The organism is Nocardia sp. NPDC004168, from assembly GCF_040610355.1.
Lineage (GTDB): Bacteria > Actinomycetota > Actinomycetes > Mycobacteriales > Mycobacteriaceae > Nocardia > Nocardia sichangensis.
Window position 1 is genome coordinate 408,443 of sequence record NZ_JBEXME010000005.1, and the last position, 23,785, is coordinate 432,227.

At 66.3% G+C, this 23,785-nt stretch carries 20 protein-coding genes and 3 pseudogenes; 5 read left to right on the forward strand and 18 right to left on the reverse strand.

What is annotated here, in order from left to right:
* Positions 1-74: 74 nt before the first annotated feature.
* The 4 genes from ABZW96_RS13750 to ABZW96_RS13765 are packed head-to-tail and all read right to left on the reverse strand — an operon-like array spanning position 75 to position 5,235.
* Positions 75-1,724, reverse strand: a complete 1,650-nt coding sequence (locus tag ABZW96_RS13750; RefSeq protein ID WP_355074374.1) for an ABC transporter ATP-binding protein — start codon at positions 1,722-1,724, stop codon at positions 75-77.
* On the reverse strand, positions 1,724-2,575 hold the full coding sequence (locus ABZW96_RS13755; protein ID WP_355074376.1) for an ABC transporter permease: 852 nt from the start codon (positions 2,573-2,575) through the stop codon (positions 1,724-1,726). Before ABZW96_RS13755 ends, ABZW96_RS13750 begins: the two co-directional genes overlap by 1 nt.
* Complete coding sequence (locus ABZW96_RS13760; RefSeq protein WP_355074378.1) at positions 2,572-3,576, reverse strand: ABC transporter permease; 1,005 nt, start codon at positions 3,574-3,576, stop codon at positions 2,572-2,574. The genes ABZW96_RS13755 and ABZW96_RS13760 overlap by 4 nt, the downstream gene beginning before the upstream one ends.
* 3 nt (positions 3,577-3,579) lie before the next feature.
* Positions 3,580-5,235, reverse strand: a complete 1,656-nt coding sequence (locus ABZW96_RS13765) for an ABC transporter substrate-binding protein (protein WP_355074380.1) — start codon at positions 5,233-5,235, stop codon at positions 3,580-3,582.
* Between the two features lie 533 nt (positions 5,236-5,768).
* Between ABZW96_RS13765 and ABZW96_RS13770 the strand changes: the two genes are divergently transcribed.
* Positions 5,769-7,124, forward strand: coding sequence for an MFS transporter (locus ABZW96_RS13770; protein WP_355074381.1), 1,356 nt, complete (start codon positions 5,769-5,771; stop codon positions 7,122-7,124).
* A gap of 149 nt (positions 7,125-7,273) precedes the next feature.
* The gene (locus tag ABZW96_RS13775) at positions 7,274-7,789 is read left to right on the forward strand and encodes a CSLREA domain-containing protein (RefSeq protein ID WP_355074383.1); all 516 of its coding nucleotides are present in this window, start codon (positions 7,274-7,276) and stop codon (positions 7,787-7,789) included.
* 77 nt (positions 7,790-7,866) lie between these two features.
* Here the strand turns inward: ABZW96_RS13775 and ABZW96_RS13780 are convergent, their stop codons facing one another.
* The 12 genes and pseudogenes from ABZW96_RS13780 to ABZW96_RS13835 form a co-directional block, all read right to left on the reverse strand.
* The gene (locus ABZW96_RS13780; protein WP_355074385.1) at positions 7,867-8,352 is read right to left on the reverse strand and encodes a TetR/AcrR family transcriptional regulator; all 486 of its coding nucleotides are present in this window, start codon (positions 8,350-8,352) and stop codon (positions 7,867-7,869) included.
* 138 nt (positions 8,353-8,490) lie between these two features.
* Positions 8,491-10,020 carry a long-chain fatty acid--CoA ligase gene (locus ABZW96_RS13785; protein WP_355074387.1) on the reverse strand — a complete coding sequence of 510 codons (1,530 nt, stop codon included), beginning with the start codon at positions 10,018-10,020 and terminating at the stop codon, positions 8,491-8,493.
* 449 nt (positions 10,021-10,469) lie between these two features.
* Positions 10,470-11,180: a hypothetical protein gene (locus ABZW96_RS13790; RefSeq protein WP_355074452.1), complete on the reverse strand. Its 711-nt coding sequence runs from the start codon at positions 11,178-11,180 to the stop codon at positions 10,470-10,472.
* Between the two features lie 133 nt (positions 11,181-11,313).
* Positions 11,314-12,237, reverse strand: a complete 924-nt coding sequence (locus ABZW96_RS13795; RefSeq protein WP_355074389.1) for an alpha/beta hydrolase — start codon at positions 12,235-12,237, stop codon at positions 11,314-11,316.
* Positions 12,238-12,272: 35 nt separating this feature from the next.
* Complete coding sequence (locus tag ABZW96_RS13800; protein WP_355074391.1) at positions 12,273-13,157, reverse strand: hypothetical protein; 885 nt, start codon at positions 13,155-13,157, stop codon at positions 12,273-12,275.
* A gap of 608 nt (positions 13,158-13,765) precedes the next feature.
* Positions 13,766-14,455 carry a TetR/AcrR family transcriptional regulator gene (locus tag ABZW96_RS13805; RefSeq protein ID WP_355074393.1) on the reverse strand — a complete coding sequence of 230 codons (690 nt, stop codon included), beginning with the start codon at positions 14,453-14,455 and terminating at the stop codon, positions 13,766-13,768.
* A gap of 96 nt (positions 14,456-14,551) precedes the next feature.
* Positions 14,552-14,963: pseudogene (locus ABZW96_RS13810) on the reverse strand (zinc-binding dehydrogenase); the annotation flags it as partial.
* Positions 14,964-15,044: 81 nt separating this feature from the next.
* Complete coding sequence (locus ABZW96_RS13815; RefSeq protein WP_355074454.1) at positions 15,045-16,046, reverse strand: phosphotransferase family protein; 1,002 nt, start codon at positions 16,044-16,046, stop codon at positions 15,045-15,047.
* A gap of 34 nt (positions 16,047-16,080) precedes the next feature.
* Positions 16,081-16,227 (reverse strand): hypothetical protein, encoded by a 147-nt coding sequence (locus tag ABZW96_RS13820; RefSeq protein WP_355074394.1) that lies wholly within the window; start codon positions 16,225-16,227, stop codon positions 16,081-16,083.
* A 2-nt stretch (positions 16,228-16,229) separates the two neighbouring features.
* Positions 16,230-16,886, reverse strand: a pseudogene (locus ABZW96_RS13825) (acyl-CoA dehydrogenase family protein); the annotation flags it as partial.
* A 378-nt stretch (positions 16,887-17,264) separates the two neighbouring features.
* Positions 17,265-18,215, reverse strand: coding sequence for a hypothetical protein (locus ABZW96_RS13830; RefSeq protein WP_355074396.1), 951 nt, complete (start codon positions 18,213-18,215; stop codon positions 17,265-17,267).
* Positions 18,216-19,483: 1,268 nt separating this feature from the next.
* Positions 19,484-20,308 carry a helix-turn-helix domain-containing protein gene (locus ABZW96_RS13835; RefSeq protein ID WP_355074398.1) on the reverse strand — a complete coding sequence of 275 codons (825 nt, stop codon included), beginning with the start codon at positions 20,306-20,308 and terminating at the stop codon, positions 19,484-19,486.
* Between the two features lie 223 nt (positions 20,309-20,531).
* Here ABZW96_RS13835 and ABZW96_RS13840 point away from each other — a divergent pair, with 223 nt between their 5' ends.
* From ABZW96_RS13840 to ABZW96_RS13850, 3 genes are all read left to right on the forward strand, one after another.
* Entirely contained in the window at positions 20,532-21,401 is an 870-nt protein-coding gene (locus tag ABZW96_RS13840; RefSeq protein ID WP_355074399.1) for an SDR family oxidoreductase, read from the forward strand.
* Between the two features lie 245 nt (positions 21,402-21,646).
* Entirely contained in the window at positions 21,647-22,405 is a 759-nt protein-coding gene (locus ABZW96_RS13845; protein ID WP_355074401.1) for a helix-turn-helix domain-containing protein, read from the forward strand.
* Positions 22,406-22,711: 306 nt separating this feature from the next.
* A complete protein-coding gene (locus ABZW96_RS13850) occupies positions 22,712-22,852 on the forward strand; it encodes a hypothetical protein (protein ID WP_355074460.1) in 141 nt (46 codons plus the stop codon).
* Here ABZW96_RS13850 and ABZW96_RS13855 read toward each other — a convergent pair.
* Both ABZW96_RS13855 and ABZW96_RS13860 read right to left on the reverse strand, forming a co-directional pair.
* On the reverse strand, positions 22,809-23,180 hold the full coding sequence (locus tag ABZW96_RS13855) for a histidine phosphatase family protein (protein WP_355074456.1): 372 nt from the start codon (positions 23,178-23,180) through the stop codon (positions 22,809-22,811). The genes ABZW96_RS13850 and ABZW96_RS13855 overlap by 44 nt on opposite strands.
* Before the next feature lie 100 nt (positions 23,181-23,280).
* Positions 23,281-23,673, reverse strand: a pseudogene (locus tag ABZW96_RS13860) (transposase); the annotation flags it as partial.
* Positions 23,674-23,785: the final 112 nt, after the last annotated feature.

Sequence of the window (23,785 nt, forward strand, 5' to 3'; positions counted from 1 at the left end):
CTGTTCCGGATCATGATCATCGGCCTCGGCAACGGTGGAGGAAATGCTTACGATCAGAACGATTCTGTGCGGGATCAAGTCGGTGACAGCGCGCCCACGGGCAAAGGGGTTTCCGGCTTACGCGCGGGCGCCCCGGGGACCGCCGCCAGCAGCAGCCGCGTGTATTCCACCGACGGCTCGGCGAAAACGGCCGCCACCGGACCCGTTTCCACGATTCGCCCGCCACGCATCACCGTGACGTCGTCGGCGATCAGCCGCACCACGCCGAGATCGTGGGTGATGAACAGGTAGGTGAGCCGTTGCTCATGCTGTAGATCGACCAGCAATTGCAGGATCTGCGCCTGCACCGACACGTCCAGCGCCGAGACCGCCTCGTCCAGCACCAGCATCCGCGGTCCGGCGGCCAGGGCACGGGCGATCGCCACCCGTTGCCGCTGCCCGCCGGACAGTTCGGCGGGCCTGCGACGCAGGTGCGAGCGGTCCAGCGCCACCGCGTCCAGCAGTTCGGCCACGCGCTGTCGTCGCCGGGCACGGTCGGACAGCAGCCCGAGCGATACCAGCGGCTCCGCGATGATCGTCTCGACGTCGAACTTGGGATCCAGGGAGGAATACGGGTTCTGGTAGACGAACTGGATCCCGCGCCGGATCGGCCGCGACCGCCTGCGGGACAATCCGCTGATCCGCTCGCCGTGCAACAGGACCTCCCCGGTGTCCGGTGCGGTCAGTCCCACCGCGATCCGGGCCAGCGTGGACTTGCCCGCGCCGGACTCGCCGACCACCGCGTGGGTCGATCCAGCGACGACGTCCAGGGAGATGTCGTCCACCGCGCGGACCTGCCCGCCGAAGGTCTTGGCCACCGCGCGCACCTGGAGCACGACCGAGCCGCGGTCGGGTGTCCTGCGGGCCGGGGCGCCGGTCGGCGTGAGCGGTTCGCTGTGCCGGGAGGGCGCTGCGGCGACCAGCTCGCGGGTGTACGCGGTGCTCGGCGCGGCGAGGATGCCCGCGGTCGCGCCCTCCTCGACGATGCGCCCATCGCGCATCACGATCAACCGGTCCGAGCGCTCGGCGGCCACGCCCAGGTCGTGGGTGACCAGCAGCACCCCGAGCCCGAGTGTGGCGCGCAATCGCGCCAGATGGTCCAGGATGACCTGCTGCACCGTCACATCCAGTGCCGAGGTCGGTTCGTCGGCCACCAGCAGGGCGGGGTCGTTGGCGAGGGCGATCGCGATCAGCACCCGCTGCTTCATGCCGCCGGACAGCTCGTGCGGATACTGTCGGTACACCCGCTCGGGATCGGACAATCCCGCGAGTTCCAGCTTCGCGACGGCCAGCTCGCGGGCCGCGGCGCCGTCGACGCGCCGATGCAGCCGCAGTGCCTCGCCGACCTGGGTCCCCACCCGCTTGACCGGGTTCAGCGAGGTGCCCGGGTCCTGCGGGACGAATCCGACGAACGGGCCGCGCAGCCGCGCCAGCCTGCGTTCCCGCCACCGCGCGACGTCCTGGCCGTCGAGTTCCAGCGCCCGCGCTCGAACCAGGGCCGAGTCCGGCAGCAGCCGCAGCGCGGCGTGCACGGTGGTGCTCTTGCCCGAGCCGGATTCGCCCACGATGGAGACGAATTCGCCGGGGCGCACGGCCAAGGACACCCCGTCGACGGCGTAGCCGTGCGCGGACCGGTAGCGCACCCGCAGGTCGTCGACGCGCAGCAGCGGTTCGTTCGTGCCCATCACGATTCTCCCAACGATCGGCCGATCCTGTTGGCCGACAACACGACCACGGCGATGAGCACGCCGGGCAGGATCGAAATCCACGGATAGGTGGCCAGGTAGTCGCGGCCCTCGGCCACCGCGAGACCCCACTCCGGCTGCGGTGGCGGCGCGCCGTAGCCAAGGAAACCGAGCGCGGCCACGGCCAGCACGGCGGAGCCGCACTCCAGCGCGGCCAGCGCGAGCACCGCCGATACCGAGTTCGGCAGCACGTGCCGCAGCACCACCCGCCCGAAACCCGCACCGGACCCGTAGGCGGCCTCGACATAGTCGGAGGCGGCGACCTTCAGCACCTGCGCCCGCATCACCCTGGCGAACGCCGCGATCGCCGAAACACCCACGGCGACGGCGATGTTCACTGTGCCGTAGCCGAGCGCGGTGACCACCGTCATGGCCAGCAGCAGGCCGGGGATGGCCAGCAGCACGTCGACGCAGCGCATGATCACCGCGTCGATCCGGCCGCCGACGAAGCCGCTGAACAGGCCGATCGCGGCGCCGATGAGGAAACCGAGCGCGACGGCGAGCAGCGTCGCGCTCACCGTGGTGGAGGTGCCGTAGATCGCGCGGGCCAGCAGATCGCGTCCGAGCCGGTCGGTGCCGAACGGATGGGCCGGGCCGGGTGGGGCGAAGCTGACCGACGAGTCGCCCTCGAGGGGGTCGTGCCCGGTGAACCAGGACGGCAGCACCGCCCAGGCCAGCACCACGCCGACGACCAGCCAGGCCAGCGTCAGCCCGGGGGCGGCCGCGGCGGCCAGCAGCAGCCGCCGCGGCCACCGGGTCACGGTGCGAGCCGTTGCGGTCGGCGCGCTCATGCGGTCACCTCCTGCCCGTTCGGCCGCGCGGTGGACGCCGGGGCCTGCGCCCTGCGCGCCGCCGGGCGCAACCGGCTGCGCAGGCGCGGGTCCAGCAGCGGATACAGCAGATCCACCACGAAGTTGACCGCGACGAACACCAGCGCCGCGAACACCACCACCGCCTGCACCAGCGGCACGTCCTGGGTGCGCACCGCGGTCTCGGTGAGCCTGCCGAGACCGGAGCGGGAGAACACCGTCTCGACGATCACCGCGCCCGCGAGCAGATTGCCGAAGGTCACGCCCGCGATGGTCAGCGCGGGCAGTGCCGCGTTCCGCAGCACATCGCGCACCAGCACCCACAGCCGCGTCGCGCCCTTGGCCACCGACACGGTCACGTAACCGGAGCGCAGGCCGCCGGTGACGTTCTCCAGCAGCAATTGGGCGATCGGCGCCGCGACGGGGATGGCGAGGGTCACCGCGGGCAGCACCAGCGCCGCGAAGCCGTCGTTGCCGATGGGCGGGAACCAGCCGAGCTGGAACGAGAACACCTGCAGGATCGCCGATCCCACCAGGAACACCGGCACCGACACACCCGCCGCGGGCAGCGCGGCGAACAGGCCGCTCAGCCACCGCACGCGCGTGTAGGCGGAGATCAACGTGACCGCGAGCGCCAGCAGCACCGCCAGGACCAGCGCGCAGGCGGCGAGCAGCGCGGTCTGCGGCAGCACCGACACGATCAGCGGCCACACCTGCTCGCCGGTGCGGGTGGATGCCCCGAAGTCACCGCGGGCGGCCGCGAACAGCCGGTTCAGGTATTGGCCGAGCAGATCGTGGTCGAGTCCGTAGTACTCCCTCGCGTTCTGCTTGTCCTGCTCGGTGACGAGGTCACCCTGGGTGGGGTCGAACAACAGATCCACCGCGTCGTAAGGCAGCACGTAAAGCAGCACGAACGTCACGGTGTACGCGCCCCACACCACGAACACCGCTTGGCCGAGTTTGGCCAGCACATAGCGGAACATCGGTTACCTCGGCTCGATCCAGGTGTCGTAGAAGACGTTGCGCGACTGCGCCTCGTAGCCCACGTTGTGCACCTTCGGATTCGCCGCGGTGACCTGGGCCGGGTTGTACACCGGCACGGTGAGCACCTGGTCCTCCAACAGGAACCGTTGCGCCGCCTGGGCCGCGGCCGCCCGCCGCTGCGGGTCGATGGTCTTGCTGACCGCGCCGAGCGTGTCGATCGCCTGCTGGTAGACCGGATCGCCCTGGGCCAGCTTGGCCATGTTGCCGAACTGCGGCGAGTACACCTGTTCGAGCACCGCGACGTCCGCGCGGCTCTGGTTGGCCACCTGGATGTTCCAGCGCTGCGGCTGGGTGATGGCGGCCTGGTAGTCCGGGATCGGCAGCACGTTCAGCTTCAGGTCGACGCCGATCTTGCGCAGGTCCTGCTGGATCAGCTCGTAGGCAGGCTTGTTGTTCACCAGGTTGTTGATGCCGATCAGCGCCAGTTCCAGCCTGCGGCCGTCGCGGTCGACGCGGATGCCGTCGGCGCCCCTGCGCCAGCCCGCGTCCTCCAGGATCTGCTCGGCCCTGCGCTGGTCCTGCTTCAGTGTGCCGGAGAAGTCGACGTAGCCCGGCACCCGTTCGGACAGCACCGAACTGGACACCTTGTAGCTCGGAGTGAGCACGGTCTTGCTCAGCGCGTCGCGATTCCAGGCCAGCTTGACCGCTTCGCGCACTGCGCGGTCGTTGGTGGGGAACAGGTCGGTCTTGAAGTCGAAGGCGATGTCGCGACCGGGAATGAGCTGCGGCACGATCCGGTAGCCCTCGCGGGTCAGCGGCGCCTCGTCGGTGTTGTTCACATCCAGGATCGCGTCCACCCGGCCCGCTCGTAGCGCTCCGGTGCGCACACCGGCCTCCGGGATCACCGAAATCTCCACCGCGTCCAGATACGCCTCGCCGTTGTGTTTACGGCTGGCAGGCGCCCAGTTGTACCCGGAACGCTTCTTCAGCACCGTCTTCTGCTGGTAGACGTGCTCGGTGACGGTGAAAGGCCCGGTGGTGACCAGATTCTGCGGCAAGCTGCGCTGCTCTTTGGGCAGCTGCAGGGTGGTGTGCCCGAGGATGCCGGAGAAGTAGAGCGAGAGCGCCTGCAGGAAGCCCGCATTCGGGCGGGTGAAGGCTACCTCGACGGTGCGCGGGTCGAGCACGCGGGTGCCGGAGTAGCCGACCCAGTACGCGGTCACCGGCACGATGCCGAGTTCCTTGTTGCCGAAACCGAGCAGGTCGAAGTTCTCCTTCACCGAATCCGCGGTGAATTTCGACCCGTCGCTGAAGGTGACGTCGTCGCGCAGATGGAAGGTGAATCGGGTGAGCTCGGGATCGATGTCCCATGAGGTGGCCAGCCACGGTTCGATGGCGCCGGTCTCGGGGTTCTGGTAGGTCAGCTTGTCGGTGATATTGCTGGTGATCAGCGATTCGGGGTAGGAACTGCCCGAATGCGGATCGAGGTTGGCCGGTGCGTCCAGCACCGCGAACCGCAATGTCCCGCCCGCGACCGGCGTGCCGCCGTCGCCGCCGCCCGCGACCCGGTTGGCCGGCGCCGCGCATCCGGCCAGCGCCGCGGCGGTGATGGTGACGGCGATGAGCGCCGCCGCCCTCGAGAACCTGCGTGATGACATCTGACAAACTCCTGACGAGTGGCCGTCCCCTTGCGGCGAATGCCGTGGGTGGCGAAGTGGTGGCCGAGAACCCCGGGAACAAACCGTCCGGGGCGGCGCGCGAAGTGGTTTCGCGTCAGCGACAACAGTCGGCGAACGCCTGCCGCACCGCCGAGCGCGTGGACAGCGCGAATCGCATGGTCACGCTCCTTCACCGCTCGACGGACAGCGGACCGCACCGGCGATCCACAGTGCAGTCTGCACAGCGCCGGTAGCCGGAACAACCAAGCTCGTCTTCGAGAATCGTTCAGTTTTCGTGAAACCAGGAATGCCCGGTCTCCGCACGGTGGAACGGGATCACCGTGTGGTCCAGCGCCCGGCCGGTTCCCCGCTCACACAGCCGCGTGAGCATCACACCCCGGACCGGCCCATGCCGGAGTGCATGCCGAGAATCTCGCGGAATCTATTGAATACGACGTCAACTTCAAGTAGCGTGCCGACCACTGACGGTGACCCGCGTCACATCAGGTTCGTTTCTCACCCTGGAGATAGGTATGACTCCGAATTCGGATTCCGGCAGCCCGGACCAGAAGAAATTACGGCGCCTCATGGCCGCTGCCCTGGTGGGCAGTTCGATCGAATGGTACGACTTCTTTATCTACGGAACAGCCGCTGCCTTGGTATTCGGCAAGCTGTTCTTTCCCCATGCGTCGCCGCTGATGGGCACCTTGCTGTCCTTCAGCACCTTCTGGGCGGGCTTCATCGCCCGGCCACTGGGCGGACTGATCTTCGGGCACATCGGCGACACCTTCGGCCGCAAGCCGGCACTGGTCTCGTGCCTGATCTTGGTCGCCGCATCCACCTGCACGATCGGCCTGCTGCCCACCTCCAAGACGATCGGCGTGGCCGCGCCGATTCTGCTGGTGGCATTGCGGTTCCTCCAGGGCATCGCCGTGGGAGGCCAGTGGGGCGGGGTCACCCTGCTGCTCACCGAAACCACCAAGCCGAACCGCAAGGGCCAAGCGGGCACCTTCGGCCAGATGGGCGTGCCCTTGGGCCTGCTACTGGGAACCGGCGCGTTCCTTCTGGTCAGCGCATACGTCAAGGGTGCCGACTTTCTGAGCTGGGGTTGGCGTATCCCGTTCCTGGCCAGCGCCGCGCTGTTCCCGGTGGTGCTGTTCATCCAACTCCGCATCGAGGACTCCCCCGAGTTCCGCCGGCTGCAAACCAAAGCCGCCGTGGCCTCGACCGCGGTCGCGCAGGCCCCGATTCTCGAAGTACTGCGCACGCGCTCGAAGCGGGTTCTGCTCGGCGCCGGGCTGTTGTTCGGAACAAACGCCATCTTCTACATCAGCGTCGCCGGTGTGCTCGATTACGGTGTGCGCGAACTCGGCCTGGCCCGCAACAGCCTGCTGGCCGTCTCTCTGCTCTCCTCGGCCATCGGAGTGCCCATCATCTATCTCGCCGGCTCGCTGTCCGACCGTGTGGGTCGCCGCCCATTGATACTGATCGGGGCAGCGCTCATGGCGCTGTGGGCATTCCCCTTCTTCTGGCTGGTGGGTAGCGGCTCACTCACGGCGATCATGATCGCAACCACTGTCGGCAGCGGCATCGGCTCCGGGCTGGTGTACGGCCCGTTGGCGGCGTATCTCGCGGAACTGTTCGAGCCCCGAATCCGCTACTCCGGCATAACGCTGTCCTACCAGCTGGCCGCCATCCTGGTCAGTGGTGGCACGCCCTTCCTCATGACCGCGCTGCTGGCGGCAACCGGTTCGACAGCGTCGGTCTCCGCCTTCCTCATGGTCATGGCGCTGTGCACGCTCGGCTGCGCATGGGCACTGCCGGAAACCGTGTCGGCCGGTCAGCCCGCGACAGCCGGCGGGAACGCCTCCGTCTCCGTGCCGTCCTGATCAGCGTCGTCTGATCAAGCTGCGTAACTGTCAATAGGTTTCACGAAAACGCCACCACTGGGCGTTGGCCTGCCGCATAGTTGTAAACGCTCACGTACCTGACTTATACGCGAGCGTTTACAACTTCAGGTTCATGATCAGAGACTTTCATGAGGACGAGAACATCCGCCGCGGCGGCCGGCGCTGCTGCCATCACAGCCCTGGCCGTTGGAACCGCAGGCGGATTCCCCGGAACGGCCCACGCCGACGGCGCGCCCGGTGGGGATACGCCGGTGGTGATCACAGTCGACACCGCTGCGGACGAAACCGCAGCCGGTCCCGGAAGTGGATTGTGCCGCATGGCTTCTGGCACCTGCACCCTGCGCGCCGCGGTGCAGGTGGCCAATGCCCGTCCGGGCAGCACGATCGTGGTGCTGGTCGGCCGCTATGTTTTGGCGATACCGCCCGACCCGCAGAAAGTGCAGGGCCGCAACGCCGATCCGACCACGGGAGACCTGAACCTCACCGCGCCGACCGTGCGGAACTCCGCCATCAGGGCGAACATCTCCGGTATCGCATCGGCCAACTGCGCGACGGCGTTCGCGCGGTTTGTCTCCGAGGGGGGCGACACCAGCGACGACGCTTCCTGGGAGCTCACCGGGGCAGGCTACAGAGTCGTGTCCTAGTCGGCAGGCGTACCCGCCCGAGTAATGCGCGGTGAATGTACATCACCGCGTCCTCGAGCGCGAGCAAATCCCCGCCGTCACGCAAGATCCAGCGCACGGCCTCGTTGGTCGCATCGGTCACCGCCAGATATGCACGAGACCCGGCCACGGCGGTCTCCAAATAGAACGAGCCGGGCAAACGACGGTTCCCCACGCAACAGGGTGAGATACGCCCGGATCCCGCGCCGGAGGGCCTCGAGTGGCTCCACCGGTTCGGAGAGCACCTGCCTCATCACCTGCTCCAGATGATCGATCATCAGATCGCGACCCGTCTCCGCTGCGGCGAGAAAGCACGCCTCTTTGTCCGGGAAGTGCTGATAGAACGTCCAGCGCGAAACCTTCGCCGCGGCAGCGATATCCGCGACCGTCGCAGTGAGATAGCCGCGATCCGCGACAACGACGGTCACACCGAACAACAGCCGCTGACGCTGCGACCCCGTCACCAGATCACGAGCGAGGCTGTGCGGCCCGTGCGGCAAGGTCGTCAGAGTCGGTTCCAGCAACTTTCTGCGTCGCACCCACATCTTCCATATCAGAGTGCGCGCACGGCTCGGCACAGACTTCACGAGCCGGGTGACGCAGGGACGACAGGCCTGTCCTGCCGACACCTGCGTCACACCCATCAAGGCGCGGGGAGACCTCGACGGCGTAAGCCGCCCAGCTCACCGACGGGCAACCGCTCCCCTGTCCGCCGGATCGTTCAGGCCTGGCAGCGACTTCCAGTCGATCGCCCGCTTCAGGATCTTTCCGGTGGCGCCCTTCGGCAACTGGTCCACGAACGCGAACAGGTGTGGAACCTTGTATGCCGACAGCTGCTCCTTGGCCCAACTCCGCAGTTCATCCGGTGTCGGCTCCGCTCCGGGCGCCAGGGCGATCACCGCGGCGACCTCCTCGCCGTAGTGCTCGTCGGGCACACCGATCACCGCCGCTTCGACGATATCGGGGTGCCCGTACAACACTTCCTCGACTTCACGGGGATAGACGTTGTAGCCGCCCCGGATGATCATGTCCTTGGCCCGGTCGATGATGTAGACATAGCCGTCGTCATCGACCTTGCCGAGATCCCCGGTGGCGAGCCAGCCGTCGCGCAGGTCGGATGCGGTGGCCTCCGGCCGGTTCCAGTATCCCCGCATGATCGTCGGACCGGACAGGTACAACTCGCCTACCTCACCGGGAGCGAGTACCGAGCCCGAGGCGTCCCGGACTTCGATTCGCATGCCGGGCAACGGAAGACCCACAGAACCCACCCTCGGGTCCTTCCCGACGGGGTTGAACGTCGCTATTCCCGACGATTCGGTAAGCCCATAGCCTTCCATGATCTCGCAGCCGAACCGGGCGCGAAAAGCTCGGATGACCTCCCCCGGGAGTGAGGCACCGCCCGACGAAGCCATCCGCAGACTCCCGAACTGCTCGGGCCCGAAGTCCCCTCCGGCGTGCAGCATCGCGTTCCACATCGTCGGGACACCCGACATCAGGGTGATCTCGTCCGCGCGCACCATCTCGAGCATGCGGCCGGGATCGAACCGCGACAGCAGCGACAGCGACGCACCCAAGTGCAGAGCGGTATTCATGACGACCGACTGTCCGAATACGTGGAACAGCGGCAGCGCGGTGCCCATCCGCTCCTCGCTCGTCACCCCGAGGTAGTCGATCAAGATCGTCGACGCGGCGTGCAGGTTGGCGATCGTGAGCTCTACGCCCTTCGGCTTGCCAGTGGTGCCGGAGGTATACAGCAGAACCGCGACATCATCCGGGGCGAGATCGACGGGTTCGGACAGCGGCTCCGTCCGATCACGCTGCGCGCCCGGCTCGAGCACCCAGAGCGGGAGTCCGCGCTCCCGCGTGGCCGTCTCGGCCGATGTCGTCGCCTCGTGCCACGCGATCACCAGGCGTGCCGTGGAATCGTCGAGGACATAACCGATTTCGGCTCCGGTCGCCATCGTGTTCATGGTGATGACGACGGCGCCGACGAGGTGCGCACCCAGGTAGGCAACAACGAATTCGGGGACGCTCGGGGCCACCAGCAGTACGCGGTCGCGACTGTCGATCCCGGCGGCACGCAGTGCACCGGCGAAGGCCGCCACCGAGTCCTTCAGCCGGCCATAGCTCCATTCCTCGCCCTGCGCCCTGATCGCGATCGCCTCGGGCCGATCGAGCGCGTTCTTCCACATCGGACCGGCGACGTTGACCATCCGATTCCTCCTTCTGGCCTAGCTGGTAATCCCCCTCGCACCGTAATTGAACTCGGCGTCAAGTTCAATAACTGTCCAAAGGGAAATCTGCGACAACCGCATCGGCAAGGAAACCGTGTGATGCGACCAGAACAGCCGCTAACGGTCGCACCGGGACTGCGCCGGTATTTCCGGTGACGACGCGGTCCCCGGCCAGTTCACTCAGCTCGCGGCCTCGTCGATTTTCAACGCGTCGGCCCGCAGGCGGGTAGCCGTTCGAACGAGGTCGTCCAGCGAGGTTTCCTCTTCGAGGGCACGCCTCGAAGTAGGCACGGTTGCTCGCCTCGATGACCGCTACCGGAGAGGCCTCGTCCGCACTCCAGCCGAGGTTCGGCAGCTTCGTGGCGGCGAAGTCTTCATGAAAGCCCAGACCCTGCCCAGCCGGCGAAACCGGCTGGGCAGGGTTGGCGTCACTTCGCCGGGGCCGGGGCCGGGGCCGGCATCGGCTGGTTGATCGTCGTGAAGTACTGGACTGCCGCCATGATCGCGACCGGAGCGGTGACGAGAATCTGGCCTGCCAACGTCCCCAGCGCGCCGAGGGCCATGATTCCGCCCACACATCCGATGGCGGCTGCCGGAATGAAGCCTCCGAACAAGCCGATAATCGCCGCGGAAGCGACGGTCGCCCCGGCGATCCCGCCCAGCACGCAACCGACCGCCGCGCCGCCGATGCCGCCGACGGCGGTACCGATCGTCGCGCCCATGAGGATCGTGGAGGACAGTCGCGCCCAAGCGGCTTGTTCCCGGTCGTACTGGGTCTTCCAGGGAGCCTGGTCTTCGTAGGGCAGCGCCACCGGCTTGTAGGCGGCGTGCTCGAGGTCGAACTGCGGCGTCAAGGTAGCAGTGCGGTCGCGGATATCGGCGGCGATCGGGAAGACGAAATCATCGACCCGGAAAGACAATTCCGAACCCGCCACCACAGCACCGCCGGGGGCCTTGATCTTCAGCACCCCCTCTTCGACGGCAATCGAGCCGGCCGCGAGATCGATCACCGATGACCGCTCTCCGACCGATACCTTGTAACCGACCGCCGCGGTATCGGCCGGTGCCGCCGATACCGTTCCGGCGGTTATGCCGAGCGTCGAGACGAGCAGCGACGCTGCTGCAATCGTTTTCCTCATCTTTTTCCTTCTTCTTTGTGCCTCGAACCAGACGTTCGAGAGACTGCGAACACGCACGGGTGCGATTCGATTCGGTTCCGCCGACGAAACCGTCTCCGACCGCTCCCGCGCATCGCGCCCGACTCCATCCACATCAGATGGAATCGAGGAATTTCACCAGCGCCTCGTTGACTTCCGCTGGTCGCTCCTGCTGAATCCAATGGCCGGCGCCTGCGATCACAATGTTTTCGCGCAGATCCGCGAGGACCGATGTCATCGTTTCGGCCGGCATGAACATGCGAACCGCATCTTTGGAACCGGTCAGGAAAAGCGACGGCTGAGTGATGACGTGACCGTCGAGCGGGGCCGTGAGCTCCCAATTCCGGTCCATGTTCCGGTAGTAGTTCAGTCCTCCACTGAAGCCCGTGTGCTCGAACGCGTCCACGAATACCTGTAGCTCGTCCTCCGACAACCACGGGGGACGCGGTAGTTCTCCGCTCGGCCGCCGTGCCAGCGCCTGCGGCGAGGGAGTGTCGTTATTGAGGAGTGTCCATCGAACGTCTTGCGCGAGCATGGCATCCGCGACTCCCGGCTCCTGGAACCAGCACATGTAGAACGAATCTCCCAGCCGGGAACGCAGAATCCCCAGCGGTGGAACCGGCGCGCGCGGCGCCGGTGGAACGCTCAGTCCAGCCACCGCCCGCACCCGGCCGGGATAGGCCAGTGCCATCTGCCAGACCACGGCGGCACCCCAGTCGTGTCCGATGAACACGGCATCCTCCACGCCGAGGGCGTTCAACAGTCCCACCAGGTCGGCGCAGATCGTCAATACGTCGTAGTCCTCGATCTCGGACGGCCGCGAGCTACCTCCGTAGCCGCGCATATCCGGGGCGATCACGCGATACCCGGCCTCGGCGAGGGCGAAAACCTGATGACGCCACGAGAATGCGAGTTCGGGAAATCCGTGGCAGAGGACAACCACCGGTCCCTCGCCATGATCGACGACCCGCAGTTCGATCCCGTTCGTGGCGATCCGCCGAGATCCGAGCGCCTGCCACGCCGCAACATCGACCGTCATCCGCACCTCCTCCTGCTCGAGCCTCGGCGCCCCGGTCACCGGCCGTCCCGGTACCGGGCGATCAGCTCGGCCGGGAAACCCAGATCGGCCTGCGCAACCGCCTTCGTCAGCGGCATGCCCAACTCGCCTAGACGCGAACACCCCTCCGATCCGATTGCTTCGTACGCGTACACGGCGAGCTGGTCAGTCCGGTCCTCGATCGATTGCCGGCGCCGCCGCCCTTCCTCGCAGAGGGCGAGTCCGGGCCCATCCAGAAGCCACCCGCGAGCACGCAACCGCTCGATGCCTGCGGCCCACTCCTCTTCGCTCCAGTACCGGCTGACGCGGAGGACTTCCGCGCTGATGGCCCCCGTCGCGGCATGCGTGATCAGCGCCTCCATACCATCGAGGCCTTCGGTGAACAGCAGCGCGACGTGTCCGTCGCCTCGGAATTCGCGCAGCAGAGTCTGCGCGTGCCACAGCACCAGGTGCGGAGCGTCCGGCCACGGCAGCTGCGCGTGTCCGGCGAACAGCGGACGTCCCTGAGGCCGATCGCAGGCCCGTTCCGCGGCACGGCGTGCGAGATCGGCCGCCTCCCGAACCGTTGGACCGTCGACGTCGTCGCCCCATGCTTGGCGCAGCGAGCGGTCGACGGCCTCGTACCGCGCCTCCAGGACGTGCCCAGGCGTGGCGGTGTGCCAGGCCGCGGGCAGCGCGGAGCGCACCGCCACCGGATTGAAGTTGAAGAATGTCGCGACGGCGACTTCCGCGGGTACCGGGCCCATCGCTGCCGAGCGGGGCGCGAAATATGTCGGGGCCCGCCCCTGCAAGCCGATTTCGGCATAGCACTCCTGCCCGTGCGGGCTGAAGTAGATCATCCCGTGAATCAGTTCGAGCGCACGGAAGGTGAGCCGGGCGGTCTCCGGCGAAACAGTGGACATCGTCATTCTTTCGAATTCGACTGGCAGAAAGGTCACGGAACTCATCGCCGCTCGCCGACCGGGCCGGCGCCCTCGCTTGCGGCGGGTGCGACACCGACCTCGCGAAGCGGCCTGCCCGCGACCAGAAGCCTGCGAGACAGATCGTTCACAGTCAGGAGTGGGGCCATGCGGTTCCCTCGATCGTCGTTGTTTCGGATCTGGGCTTCGACCCTCCCTCCGGCGGGCCGAACATTGAAGCTGAACTCAACATCAAGTTGTGACCTACGTCAAGTCTCGATCCGAAATCAACGTCATTTACGGTCCTGCCGGAACGGCGGAACCCCCCGGAGGCGCCGGTGTCGGCTGTCGCCCTACCCGCAGGACTCACGGGGGCTTCGACGACCTTGCCGGGGTCGACCCCGGCCGGTGGGCCGGGAGCTATATTGTCGAAGACGACGGTTCGCCGTTCGCCGAAAGTTCGAGTACCACCGTCTGGCACACCGGGCCTGCGACCGGTCACACGACACAGAAAATCACACAGAAATGACCGGAAAAGGCGGGAAATGATGAGCACCATTCAGCGCGGAGGTCGCCTGAAAGGTGCTTTGTGCGGCTCGGACGGGCCTGGCTCACAGCGGGGAGATGCGCAGCGCGTTGACCCATAACCGGGTTCCGATGCGCGTCAGTTCGTCCAGGTCGACCCTCAGATCCTCCGGTGCGCCTTCACCGGTCACGAAGTAGTCGAACGCGAGCCGACTGATCATCCCGGACAGTGCGCGCGAGGCCAACAGCGGATCGACCTCCGTGTCCGCGAGTCCCCGCGCCTGCAGGGACTCGATGCTGCGGGCGTTTCGCCGAACGAACGCCTCCGCGCGCCGCCGACGCAGTTTGCGGAACTCCGGATCGATGCTGGCTACCTGTTCGAGCAACGCCATCAGCTTGGCATTGCGCTTGTACGCCTCGAAGTACGCCCGGTTGCTCGCCTCGATGATCCCAGCAGGGTCGGCGTCGGGGTCCACATGCGGCATTCCTGGATGCATCATGTCTTCCTGCGCCAACTCGAGGACAGCCGCGAAGATCTCCTCCTTGCTGGAGAAGTACGTATAGAAGGTGCCGGACGAGCATTTGGCCTCTGTGGTGATGTCGACCAGCCGGGTGTCGAGGTAGCCCGAACGCTCGAACACCGTACGGGCAGCTGCGATCAAGGCCGAGCGCGTCCGCAATCCCCGACCGGTGGCCGGAAGCTCGCGCAGCAGCGCGGAGTTCGCCATGGACGGCGGCGGGCCCTCGTGTTCGTCCCCTGCGGTCGATCGTGACATGGGAACAGTTATAGCAACGCAACCATCGGAGCTCGCCAGATCATGCCGCGGCGAACCGCAGGCGACGTCGATCATTGCGGCGGAGCCACGGTTCAGGGCGAAGCCGATCACGACGATCCGGCCTTCGAAGGCGATGCACTCGGTCGACCCGCTGTAGGCGTCGCCGCCGACCGGGTCGAAAGCGATATCCGCGCCGTGGCCGCCGGTGAACTCCTCGACTGTTTGCACGAAGTCTTCGCTTGGTTCATCAGCGCGTACTCCGCGAACGCGCCGCTTGGCAGTGCGGTGGTGCCGACGACCCGATCACCGACCACGGCGCGTCCGACACCGGCTCCGACCGCGACGACCTCGCCGCAGAGCTCGACACCCGGAGTGAACGGCAGTGGCGGCTTGATCTGGTACTGGCCGCGACAGAGCAGCACGTCCGGGAAGTGGGCCGGAGCAGCCAACAGCTTCGCCCTGCCTGACCGTCACCGGCGGTCGGCTTGGCGACGTCCTCGAGCTTCAGGACGTCCCGCGGCTCGCCGAGTTCGTTGACGCGTCATACCTTCATAGAAGTTTCTCCTGATAAGTGTCGATGGCCGGGGATTCATATCCCCGCGGCATCGGCGATAACGATGGCCTTGTGGACCAGAGCATCGATGCGCTCGACGGTCGGGGTGCCGGCTGCCGCCTTGTTCGCGGGGGTGTCCATCGCCCGGCGCAGGACACCTTCGGCGATGATCGCCACCTTCCACAGACCGAGCGCGTGCCAGAACTTCAGCGCCTGCGGGTCCCGGCCGGTCTCGTCGAGGTACATCCGGGCGAGTTCGTCCCGGTTCGGGAATCCCGCGAGTGTGGAGACCGGGAAGTCTCCCCCCGTGTCCTCCCCCGGCTCGGGCCAGTAGGCGAGCATAGAACCCATGTCGGCCAACGGATCTCCGAGCGTGGACAGTTCCCAGTCCAGCACGCCGATGACCTCGCCGCTCGTGTGGGCGACGATCACATTGCGCAGGTGGAAGTCGCCGTGCACGAGCGCGAGTTCGGTCTGCTGGGGCACCGCGGCCATCAGCCTGCGGGTCAGATCGTCGAGTTCGGGCAATTCCCGGGTCTTGGACTTCTCCCACTGGCCGGACCACCGCGCGAGTTGGCGTCGCGCGTACGGCTTATGGCTCGCCAAATCGGACAGTCCGGTCCGCTCCAGGTCGACGGCGTGGATTTGCGCGAGGGCGCGCGGCAGGGACTCCGCGATCTCGCGACGCCGTCGCTGAGGTAGTGATTCCGCGATCTCCATCGTGTCGACGACCTGGCCGTCGATGAAGTTCATCAGCACCAACGGCACGTCGGAGATCGCGGAATTCTCCGCGACACCGAGGATCCGCGGTGCAGGGACGGAAGTGCCCGCGAGTGCGGACATGATCCGCGCCTCCCGCGCGACGTCGTGTGCCGAGGCCAACAGGTGCCCCAATGGGGGCCGGCGCAGCACCCAGCGCCGACCGGCGTCGTCCCGCACGAGGTAAGTGAGATTGGACTGACCGAGACCGATCCGGTGGAAGCCCAGCCGGCCGGCGAACTCGATCCCGAGGTCGCCGAACCAGCGGGTGACCGCCATCGGATCGATGCCGATCACATCTCGCGCCGAGGTCTCAGGCACCGAGCGTCGCTCCGTTCCGGTAGGGCACCACGTCGCCGAGCCGCTGGCCGCCGATGCCGCGCGAAGCGCCGGTGACGATCGCGGTTCTGCCGCTCAGATCCAGAAAAGACGCTCTGGCACGCGACTGCATGGGAGTCATGCTCAGATACCGTCCGGTCGCAGGTCGCGGTACTGGCGCAGTTCGCGGCGGGCGATAGCGCGCTTGTGCACTTCGTCCGGGCCGTCGGCCAGGCGCAGGGTCCGCAGGTGTGCGTACGACATGGCGAGCGGGAAGTCGTCGGTGACGCCCGCGCCACCGTGCACTTGGATGGCCCGGTCCACGATCTTCAGCGCGATGGCCGGGGCGGCGACCTTGATCGCGGCGATCTCGGTCTGTGCTTCCTTGTTACCGACGGTGTCTATCAGATATGCGGCCTTGAGGGTGAGTAGCCGGATCATCTCGATGTCGATGCGCGCTTCGGCGATCCAGTCCTGGATGTTGGCATTGTCGGCGATCGGCTTGCCGAACGTGACGCGCGACTGGGCGCGCTTGCACATCAGTTCCAGCGCGCGCTCGGCCGCGCCGATGGCGCGCATGCAGTGGTGGATGCGACCGGGGCCCAGCCGGGCCTGGCTGATCGCGAAGCCCTCTCCCTCTCCTTTGAGGAGGTCCTCGACCGGAACCCGTACGTCCTTGAAGTCGATCTCGGCGTGACCTTCTCGGTCGGCGTAACCGAAGACCGGCAAGTTGCGCAGCACGGTCACACCGGGTGCGTCGATCGGTACCACCATCATCGACTGCTGCCGGTGCGTCGGGGCGGCCGGTCTCGATGATCTCCACGGCAGCGGCATCCAGCCGATGCCGCGCTTCGGTCACCGACACCACGTACGGGTCTGGACCTCCACCGGGGACCGCGCCACCGAAGCCCGCACCGTAGCTGATGTAACTACGTTGCACCAGGCCGGAAGCGCCTGTCAGGACCGGGGCGATGAACGCACCGACGACGCCCGTATCGGCGAGCGGGTCGGCGGCCGGGGACGACTGCCCGGTGCCCTGGACACCGAGTACATACATGGCGGGGCAGCCGGGGCCGATAGGTACCGCGACAGCCGGGGTGCTTCCGGTGGCCACGCCGAGCGCTGCCGAGGCAGCGACCGCGGCGGCGATAGTGCGCATACGGCTTCTCATGGAGACGGTCATGGCTGCCCGACCCCCACCCCAGCGCCGAAGCCCGCACCGACAGTCCCTGCGGCCACAGCGCCGATCGTCGCAGCAGGAAGCCCAGCGATGGCCGCCCCCGCCGCAGCGCCGGCGGCGGCTCCCAGCGCGGTTCCAGCGACCCCGGAGGTCACTTCGCCGATGATCGGGATCGGTACCACGGTTCCCAGCGCGGCCCCTGCGATGCCGCCGACCGTGCCGCCGATGAGACCACCGACAACCGCGCCCGCGACAGCTGCTGGGGCACCGGTGACCGCGGCGCCGACAGCGCCACCGATCCCGGCGCCGGCGAGGGTGGCGCCGCTGACGCGGTCTGAGCGGCCGGCCGGGATTCCGATCGAATCCAGCGCGGTCGCGACCTGCGCTTCGGCGTTCGCCGCGACATCGTTGATGACGTCTGCGTATTCCGGCGGCAACCACTCCGGGCGGGGAGCCTGCCACTGGCCGACCCGGATCGTGTTCTCTGGGGGTTCGATCGGCGCCACCGGTGCCACCGGTTCGGGCAGGTGCAACTCTTCGATCCGGACCGGCTCCACCGGTGCCTCTGGTGGCGGCGCCGGACGCGACGGTGCAGTGTTGCGGACCTCCGGCGGCTGCGAGTAGTAGATCGGGGGCGTGGGCTCCGACGGTACGGGTCCCGGCTCGGGCTCCTGTGCCGGTGGAGGCGGCGGAGGCGGAGCGGTGGTGCCGGGCTGCGCCGGGCTGGTGACGCCGGGCTGATCAGCGATCGCGGCAAGGTTCTGGCTCGCCGTGGCGGTGCCTGCGGCGGCCATCATCATCGCCGCGGGCACCACGGCCGCCAAGATCGCCCGGCTACTGCGGCCGAGGCTGCTCGGGCAGTCTCGCCCGCAGCGCGCGTTGTTGTCGTGATCCTCGTGTACTGCGTCGTCACTATAGACGGCTCCAGTAAGTTGTCTGATCTTGCGCATGCCGAGTAAACCCCCGTCTGGTAGGTATGAAGAAGAATTCGAATCTTGGATTGCGCCTAGCGCGACTGTTCCGCCTCCGACCTCCCAGCAGCGAATCACTGCTGGGAGGCAGCATCTCGAGGCGAGACGGTCAGATGAACGGAAGGATGAGCGCCAGAGCCTGGCCTGCCACGGACAATCCGTTGGCGAGCACAGACAGGCCGGTATTCACCCATCCCAGAATGACCAATGGGTCCATTAGTTTCCTTTCAACGGTCGAACTTGCGTATCCATCAAAACCCCTGCTGTGCAGCAAAATCCAGTGTTTCGGCGCACCTAATTTGCGTTAACGCAGCCAGCGTTAACTTGCAAAGTGGGCGACAACCTGGGACGTTTCGAACCGTTTTACGCAGCCAGCGATAACCGAAATTCTTTGTACACCGGACCGTCTGACACAGGAACGACTCAAGTTCGCCACAGTGAGGTAGATATGTCGAGCCGCTGCAGCGCCTTACCGATCAGCGTGCAGGGGCGAACGATCGAAGCAGCAGGCGTCCGGAAGGCTCTGTTACAAGGGATAGCCGCAGCAGGTAGCGCGCATTGACGCGCGTACTGATGCAGTTCGGAGTCATGGCATCAACTGCACGTCCTCATACTGCTGACGTGAGCCATGAAAGGGCGGCCAACTATTGGAAACCGCGTTGTGGCGGTACAGGGCGGCGGCGTTGTCTCCGCCTATGAGTCGGACGTCGGCGATCGGCTGTTTGCGGTTTCGCAAGATCCGGCACCGAGCGGGAGCGCGGATGGCTGGCGGTCGACTGAATTGCTGCAGCGATGTCGCTTGCGGTCAGGTACCACGACCGACCGGCCTTATGACCTGGCAGACGTCCCTTCCGCAGCTGTTCTTCATACCAGCGTGTGGATTTCCGTAACGCTTGAGCGCCTGCCTCGACGGGATATGTCGGCTCAAGCGGCTGATTGTGGGCGCTGCACGCCGACGGGTCCACTGATCCGTTGTTTGCGTCCTCACTCATATCTCACACCTGCCTGACATTGTCGCCAGCACAGATACGGGCTCGAGATTTCGACGACGACGAACCGATGGGCGACTACGAGACTCGCGGACTTATAGTACCGGCGCAGCCGATACGAGTAACTCGATGAGATAGACAGTTCGCTGCTGCCCGGCCAGACCACGAACATCCGCGCTCGTCGCGAAGCGGCATTCGTTGGTGCACCCGGCAGCGCCGACAATGACTACCCACGTCATTTCTCACCGGAAGCAGCGTCTAGGCCACCTCGACGTTCGGTCCGCAGTATGGCACCGGAAGGGCGGTAAGCAGCAGTACGTCTCCGGTCTGACTGATCTCGGACATGGTGAGGCTATAGGACATCGCCTCGCCGGTATCGGGGTCGCGCCAGTGGAGTTGGTCACCGGTGCCCCGGCCGTAGGAGATGCTGATGCTGCTGGCCCATAGCCGAGCGAACGTACTATTGGGACGCAGCTGTCGCATCATCTCTCGGGCCTGCTCCGACATCCGGTAGCGTCCCAATACCGCCTTGGTGGTTGCAACCGAGTGCGCGGCCTCACGATCCCAATCGATCACGATGTCTCTCGCAGCCGGACTGAACAGCCACACCGGCACCGACTCGCTGGCATCCAGCCCTGGTAGTGCTGACCGGAAGGAATCATTACAGGCCAAGACGTTCCACATCGGATCCATGTAGGCCCCGAGCACTCCCCGTTCCTCGAGGGCATGGATATGGGTCATCAGGCGGTCGTTGTCGCGCACGAGCCGACAAAGGTTCTCGGCGGGGGCAAGGTCCTCCGCGGGCGCGCGAAGCTCGAGAAGGTGACGTGCTTGCGCGCTGTCGAGTCGGTACCCCCGGATGAGCTTGTCGAGCGTTTCCAAGCTGGGTACTCGCTCGCCGCTCTCGATCTGACTCAGGTAAGAAGCACTGACCCTGGTGCGCTCGTAGCTGCCGGCGCGCGACAGCCCCAGGTGATCTCTGATCATCCAGCATGTCATCGACAGCGTCGGTATGCTCGGCTGCGTGCTGCGTCTTGGCTGGCGATGTGCTCGATGCCGGTTCAAGCGAACTCCCCCTCTCATGCACTGACCTCCGCTATGGTGAGCGCGGGAGGCACGACCAACGATTGCCCCCGCAATTTGCCTTGGATCCTCTGGGCGGCACAGTGTTGCTGCAGCCCGGTGATCCTTTCTGCTCAACCTTTGCCGCCCCGCCGCCGGGCGTCAATATCACAATCCTTGATACCTGCGCACCCGCCACTGAGCTCGGTCAGCCGTTAGTGTGCAAGAAGTCGATCATGCGCAGATGGGGGATCTGATGACCTTGGGTGAAGTGTCTTCGAGCCTGCTGGCAGGCAGGACAGCGATCGTCACTGGAGCTAGCCGAGGTATCGGTGCTGCGATCGCGATACGGCTGGCGGCGGAGGAAGCCAACGTGACGATGATCGGCCGTACGACTACACCGCATCCCAGGTACAGCGGCACGATCCATACCATGGCCGCAGAGGCGGAGGCCGCAGGCGGGGATATCCTGCCCATCGCCGCCGACGTGCGCGATGACAAGGCGATGGCGGATGCTGTGCAGCGGACCATCGACCGGTTCGGTGGTATCGACATACTGCTGAACGTGGCGGCGGTGATCGAGCCCGCACCTGCGATCGCACTAACGATGAACCAGTACGATCACATGCAGGACATCAACTGTCGCGCAACCCTTTTGATGACCAAGCTGTGTCTACCGGCGCTGCGGGACTCGGCGCGGGCCGGTCGAGCACCGCAGGTCCTGAACATCTCGCCACCGATCAACCTGGCTCGCGAGCAGATCGGCAGGTTCCCCGGATACACCGTCAGCAAGTACGGCACCTCTTTGCTGACCATCGGGCTGGCACAGGAACTCCATGACCAGGGCATCGCGGTCAACTCGCTGTGGCCGCGCACCACGATCGACACCGCGGCCGTGCGGAACAAGATCGGCGGCGACCAAGTCGCCGCAACCTCGCGCAACGTATGGGTCATGGCCGATGCGGCACTGCTCGTGCTCACACGCTCGACCTGCACCGGCCAGCTGCTGCTCGACGAGGAAGTACTTGTCGCCCACGGAATCGCCGATCTAGACAGTTACCGCGCAACACCAGGCACCGGTCCGCTGACCAACGACATCTTCATCGATGACTAGATCGGTCGCCTCGAGATCGGGGACATCCCCGCCCTCGCGTCCGCAGCTGCAACGAAACATGTTGTGCCACAAGGTGACTCCGGCCACATCGCGGTCACCAATCCCCGGTTCATTGAGAGATATTTGACCTCTTCGCCTTAGCCTGGCCTGTTAGGCAGCCACGGAGCGTACCGCGAGTCTGCACCCCCAACGATGTACCGCGCAGGCTCCGAAGGGCTGTTGGAAGCCGAGCAAAGGCGGATTCAATGGTTGACGATGCTGATCTACCTGTACTGGCCAAGCTACTCCGGGCCGAGCGCGAAGCCGCCCAGCTGACGCGTGAAGAAGCCGCCCAGATCGTGAAGGTCTCGAAGACCCTCATCTACGCGTGGGAGCGTCAAGGGCGGACTCCTTCGGCCGAGACACTCGAGGCGTTCTTGAACGGCCTCGAGGTCCCGCAGTGGCGAAGACCCAAGTACGCCGCGCTGACACAGCCACTGCTCAACCAGCTCAACTGGGACATGTCGCCTGCCGTCACCCCGGACGATCAGCTCGGCTTGGAGAACAACCTCGATCCCGCCTGCTACCACGACGACGCCTTCGACCTGTACGCCGCCAACCAACCATTGCTGGCTCGCTTCCCCGGCCTTGTCGCCCCCGCACCCGGCGCCGAGGTGCGGCCGAATTTGCTCGAATGGGTGGTCCGGGACCCCGCTGCGAAGAAGGTCATCAGAAACTGGGAGGAACGGGCCACCGTCATGGCCAACGCCTTCCTCGTTGTCGCGCCGGGCCGCATCCCCGAGCGGCGCATCCAGCAGATCATCGCTTCCTGCGAGCAAGCACCCGAATGGCCCGAAATCTCCAGAATCCGCGCCACCGACGAGCACGTCCTCAACCAGCGAATCTCCCTCTGGGACCCAGAGACTCAACGCTACGAGGACCGCATCATCACCGCCTACACCTTCAAATACCCCCCACGGCCGTACAACGTCCTCGTGCTGCAGGCAACGGCGCCACACAACTGACCCGCGCAGGACCGACCGAACGGGCCATCGCAGCCTCCGGCCGGGTGCACTCGCCGAACGTTGCGGCCATTCGATGGTCATGAGTGTCGACGGCGCCGCGTGACACCGCGCAGCGGTGGCCTCAGGTGTTCGGCATCGTTCGCGCGCCGCAACACCCACCGCAGTCCCACTCCCCCACTCGTCTCGGGATCGCGAGGGCGCAGCTGCTATTCGGTGATCGCGGTGTGGTCGACATCCATCGAGGCATGCGCGGGGGAGATAGGTCGCCTCCAGGAAATACTGGGTCGCCGCGAGGATGCTCGCCTGGTGGCACACCACCACGGCCTCACCGGGATGCGCCCCTGCGATCAGCTCCAGCGCGCGGCCCACCCGCGCCGCCCACTGCTCCCACGTCTGCTCACCTTCACCGACCCCAACCGAGCTCTCCAGCGGCTCGACCATGGATGACAGTTCCGGTGTCGGCTCCCCCACCCCCAAGCTCGCCCCCCGCCGGCCCGAACAGCTGCGCGCGCACCGCCAGCCCCAGCACGTCGGCCACCACCGCGGCGGTCTGCGCCGCGCGAGGGACGCGTGTGCTGTACACACGGCTGATCTCGAGGCTGGACTGCTTGGCAGTCAAACGCTTCCCCAACCGCACAGCCTGACTTCTCCCCGTCGGGCTCAGCCCGCGAGCGCTCGCCCGCCTGGCGACACCGCCGTCATAAGATTCGCTGTGCGCGCAGCGAATCAGCAGCAGGCGCACACCGGAACGCACGTCAGCCCCGACTTCATTCACCAATCCACCACCTCACCCCGCAGACCGCTGAAACGCGGACGTTTCGCCCTCGACGACAGCATCACCGGTATCCAGGACCTGCCGCCAACAACAGCGCGTTGTACAACAGCAGCACGATCTCATCGACCCCGGTCAACCGGCGCTGGCGCTTGCGGACGATTTGGGGTTCGAAACTGCCGGCGCGGTCTCGGGGCACCTCGATCGGCACCGGCCCGGTCGTCTCGGTCAGCACCGTCTTGGGCCTGGTTCCGTTGCGCACGTTGGCCGAGTCCCGCTCGGCAGGCGCCTGGTTCGGCTCGAAGCCCAGGTGCTCGGTCATCTCCTCGTTCAACGCCGTCTCGAGGACGGTCTTGGTGAACTGTTTGAGCAGCCCGTTCGGCCCGGTCAAAGACAAGCCCTGTTCCTTGGCCAACCGCACCAGCGCCGCCGCTGCCGGCTCCTCGGCCGACGCCTCGGCCTTCTTCCTCGCCACGGCATCAAGTGTCGTCATCACGTCACCTTCCCGCTGAACTTCATTCAGCGCGTCAGGCCGCAAACACCGTTAAATCCACAGTCCCTTTCAGTCATTTGTTCACGACATCTGTCACCGACAGGTCTGGTCTGCT

Excerpts from the sequence above, each read along its gene's own strand:
- ABZW96_RS13750 (WP_355074374.1), bottom strand. The coding sequence starts at position 1,724 with ATGGGCACGAACGAACCGCTGCTGCGCGTCGACGACCTGCGGGTGCGC.
- ABZW96_RS13755 (WP_355074376.1), bottom strand. The coding sequence starts at position 2,575 with ATGAGCGCGCCGACCGCAACGGCTCGCACCGTGACCCGGTGGCCGCGG.
- ABZW96_RS13760 (WP_355074378.1), bottom strand. The coding sequence starts at position 3,576 with ATGTTCCGCTATGTGCTGGCCAAACTCGGCCAAGCGGTGTTCGTGGTG.
- ABZW96_RS13765 (WP_355074380.1), bottom strand. The coding sequence starts at position 5,235 with ATGTCATCACGCAGGTTCTCGAGGGCGGCGGCGCTCATCGCCGTCACC.
- ABZW96_RS13770 (WP_355074381.1), top strand. The coding sequence starts at position 5,769 with ATGACTCCGAATTCGGATTCCGGCAGCCCGGACCAGAAGAAATTACGG.
- ABZW96_RS13775 (WP_355074383.1), top strand. The coding sequence starts at position 7,274 with ATGAGGACGAGAACATCCGCCGCGGCGGCCGGCGCTGCTGCCATCACA.
- ABZW96_RS13780 (WP_355074385.1), bottom strand. The coding sequence starts at position 8,352 with ATGTGGGTGCGACGCAGAAAGTTGCTGGAACCGACTCTGACGACCTTG.
- ABZW96_RS13785 (WP_355074387.1), bottom strand. The coding sequence starts at position 10,020 with ATGGTCAACGTCGCCGGTCCGATGTGGAAGAACGCGCTCGATCGGCCC.
- ABZW96_RS13790 (WP_355074452.1), bottom strand. The coding sequence starts at position 11,180 with ATGAGGAAAACGATTGCAGCAGCGTCGCTGCTCGTCTCGACGCTCGGC.
- ABZW96_RS13795 (WP_355074389.1), bottom strand. The coding sequence starts at position 12,237 with ATGACGGTCGATGTTGCGGCGTGGCAGGCGCTCGGATCTCGGCGGATC.
- ABZW96_RS13800 (WP_355074391.1), bottom strand. The coding sequence starts at position 13,157 with ATGTCCACTGTTTCGCCGGAGACCGCCCGGCTCACCTTCCGTGCGCTC.
- ABZW96_RS13805 (WP_355074393.1), bottom strand. The coding sequence starts at position 14,455 with ATGTCACGATCGACCGCAGGGGACGAACACGAGGGCCCGCCGCCGTCC.
- ABZW96_RS13815 (WP_355074454.1), bottom strand. The coding sequence starts at position 16,046 with ATGGCGGTCACCCGCTGGTTCGGCGACCTCGGGATCGAGTTCGCCGGC.
- ABZW96_RS13820 (WP_355074394.1), bottom strand. The coding sequence starts at position 16,227 with ATGACTCCCATGCAGTCGCGTGCCAGAGCGTCTTTTCTGGATCTGAGC.
- ABZW96_RS13830 (WP_355074396.1), bottom strand. The coding sequence starts at position 18,215 with ATGCGCAAGATCAGACAACTTACTGGAGCCGTCTATAGTGACGACGCA.
- ABZW96_RS13835 (WP_355074398.1), bottom strand. The coding sequence starts at position 20,308 with ATGAGAGGGGGAGTTCGCTTGAACCGGCATCGAGCACATCGCCAGCCA.
- ABZW96_RS13840 (WP_355074399.1), top strand. The coding sequence starts at position 20,532 with ATGGGGGATCTGATGACCTTGGGTGAAGTGTCTTCGAGCCTGCTGGCA.
- ABZW96_RS13845 (WP_355074401.1), top strand. The coding sequence starts at position 21,647 with ATGGTTGACGATGCTGATCTACCTGTACTGGCCAAGCTACTCCGGGCC.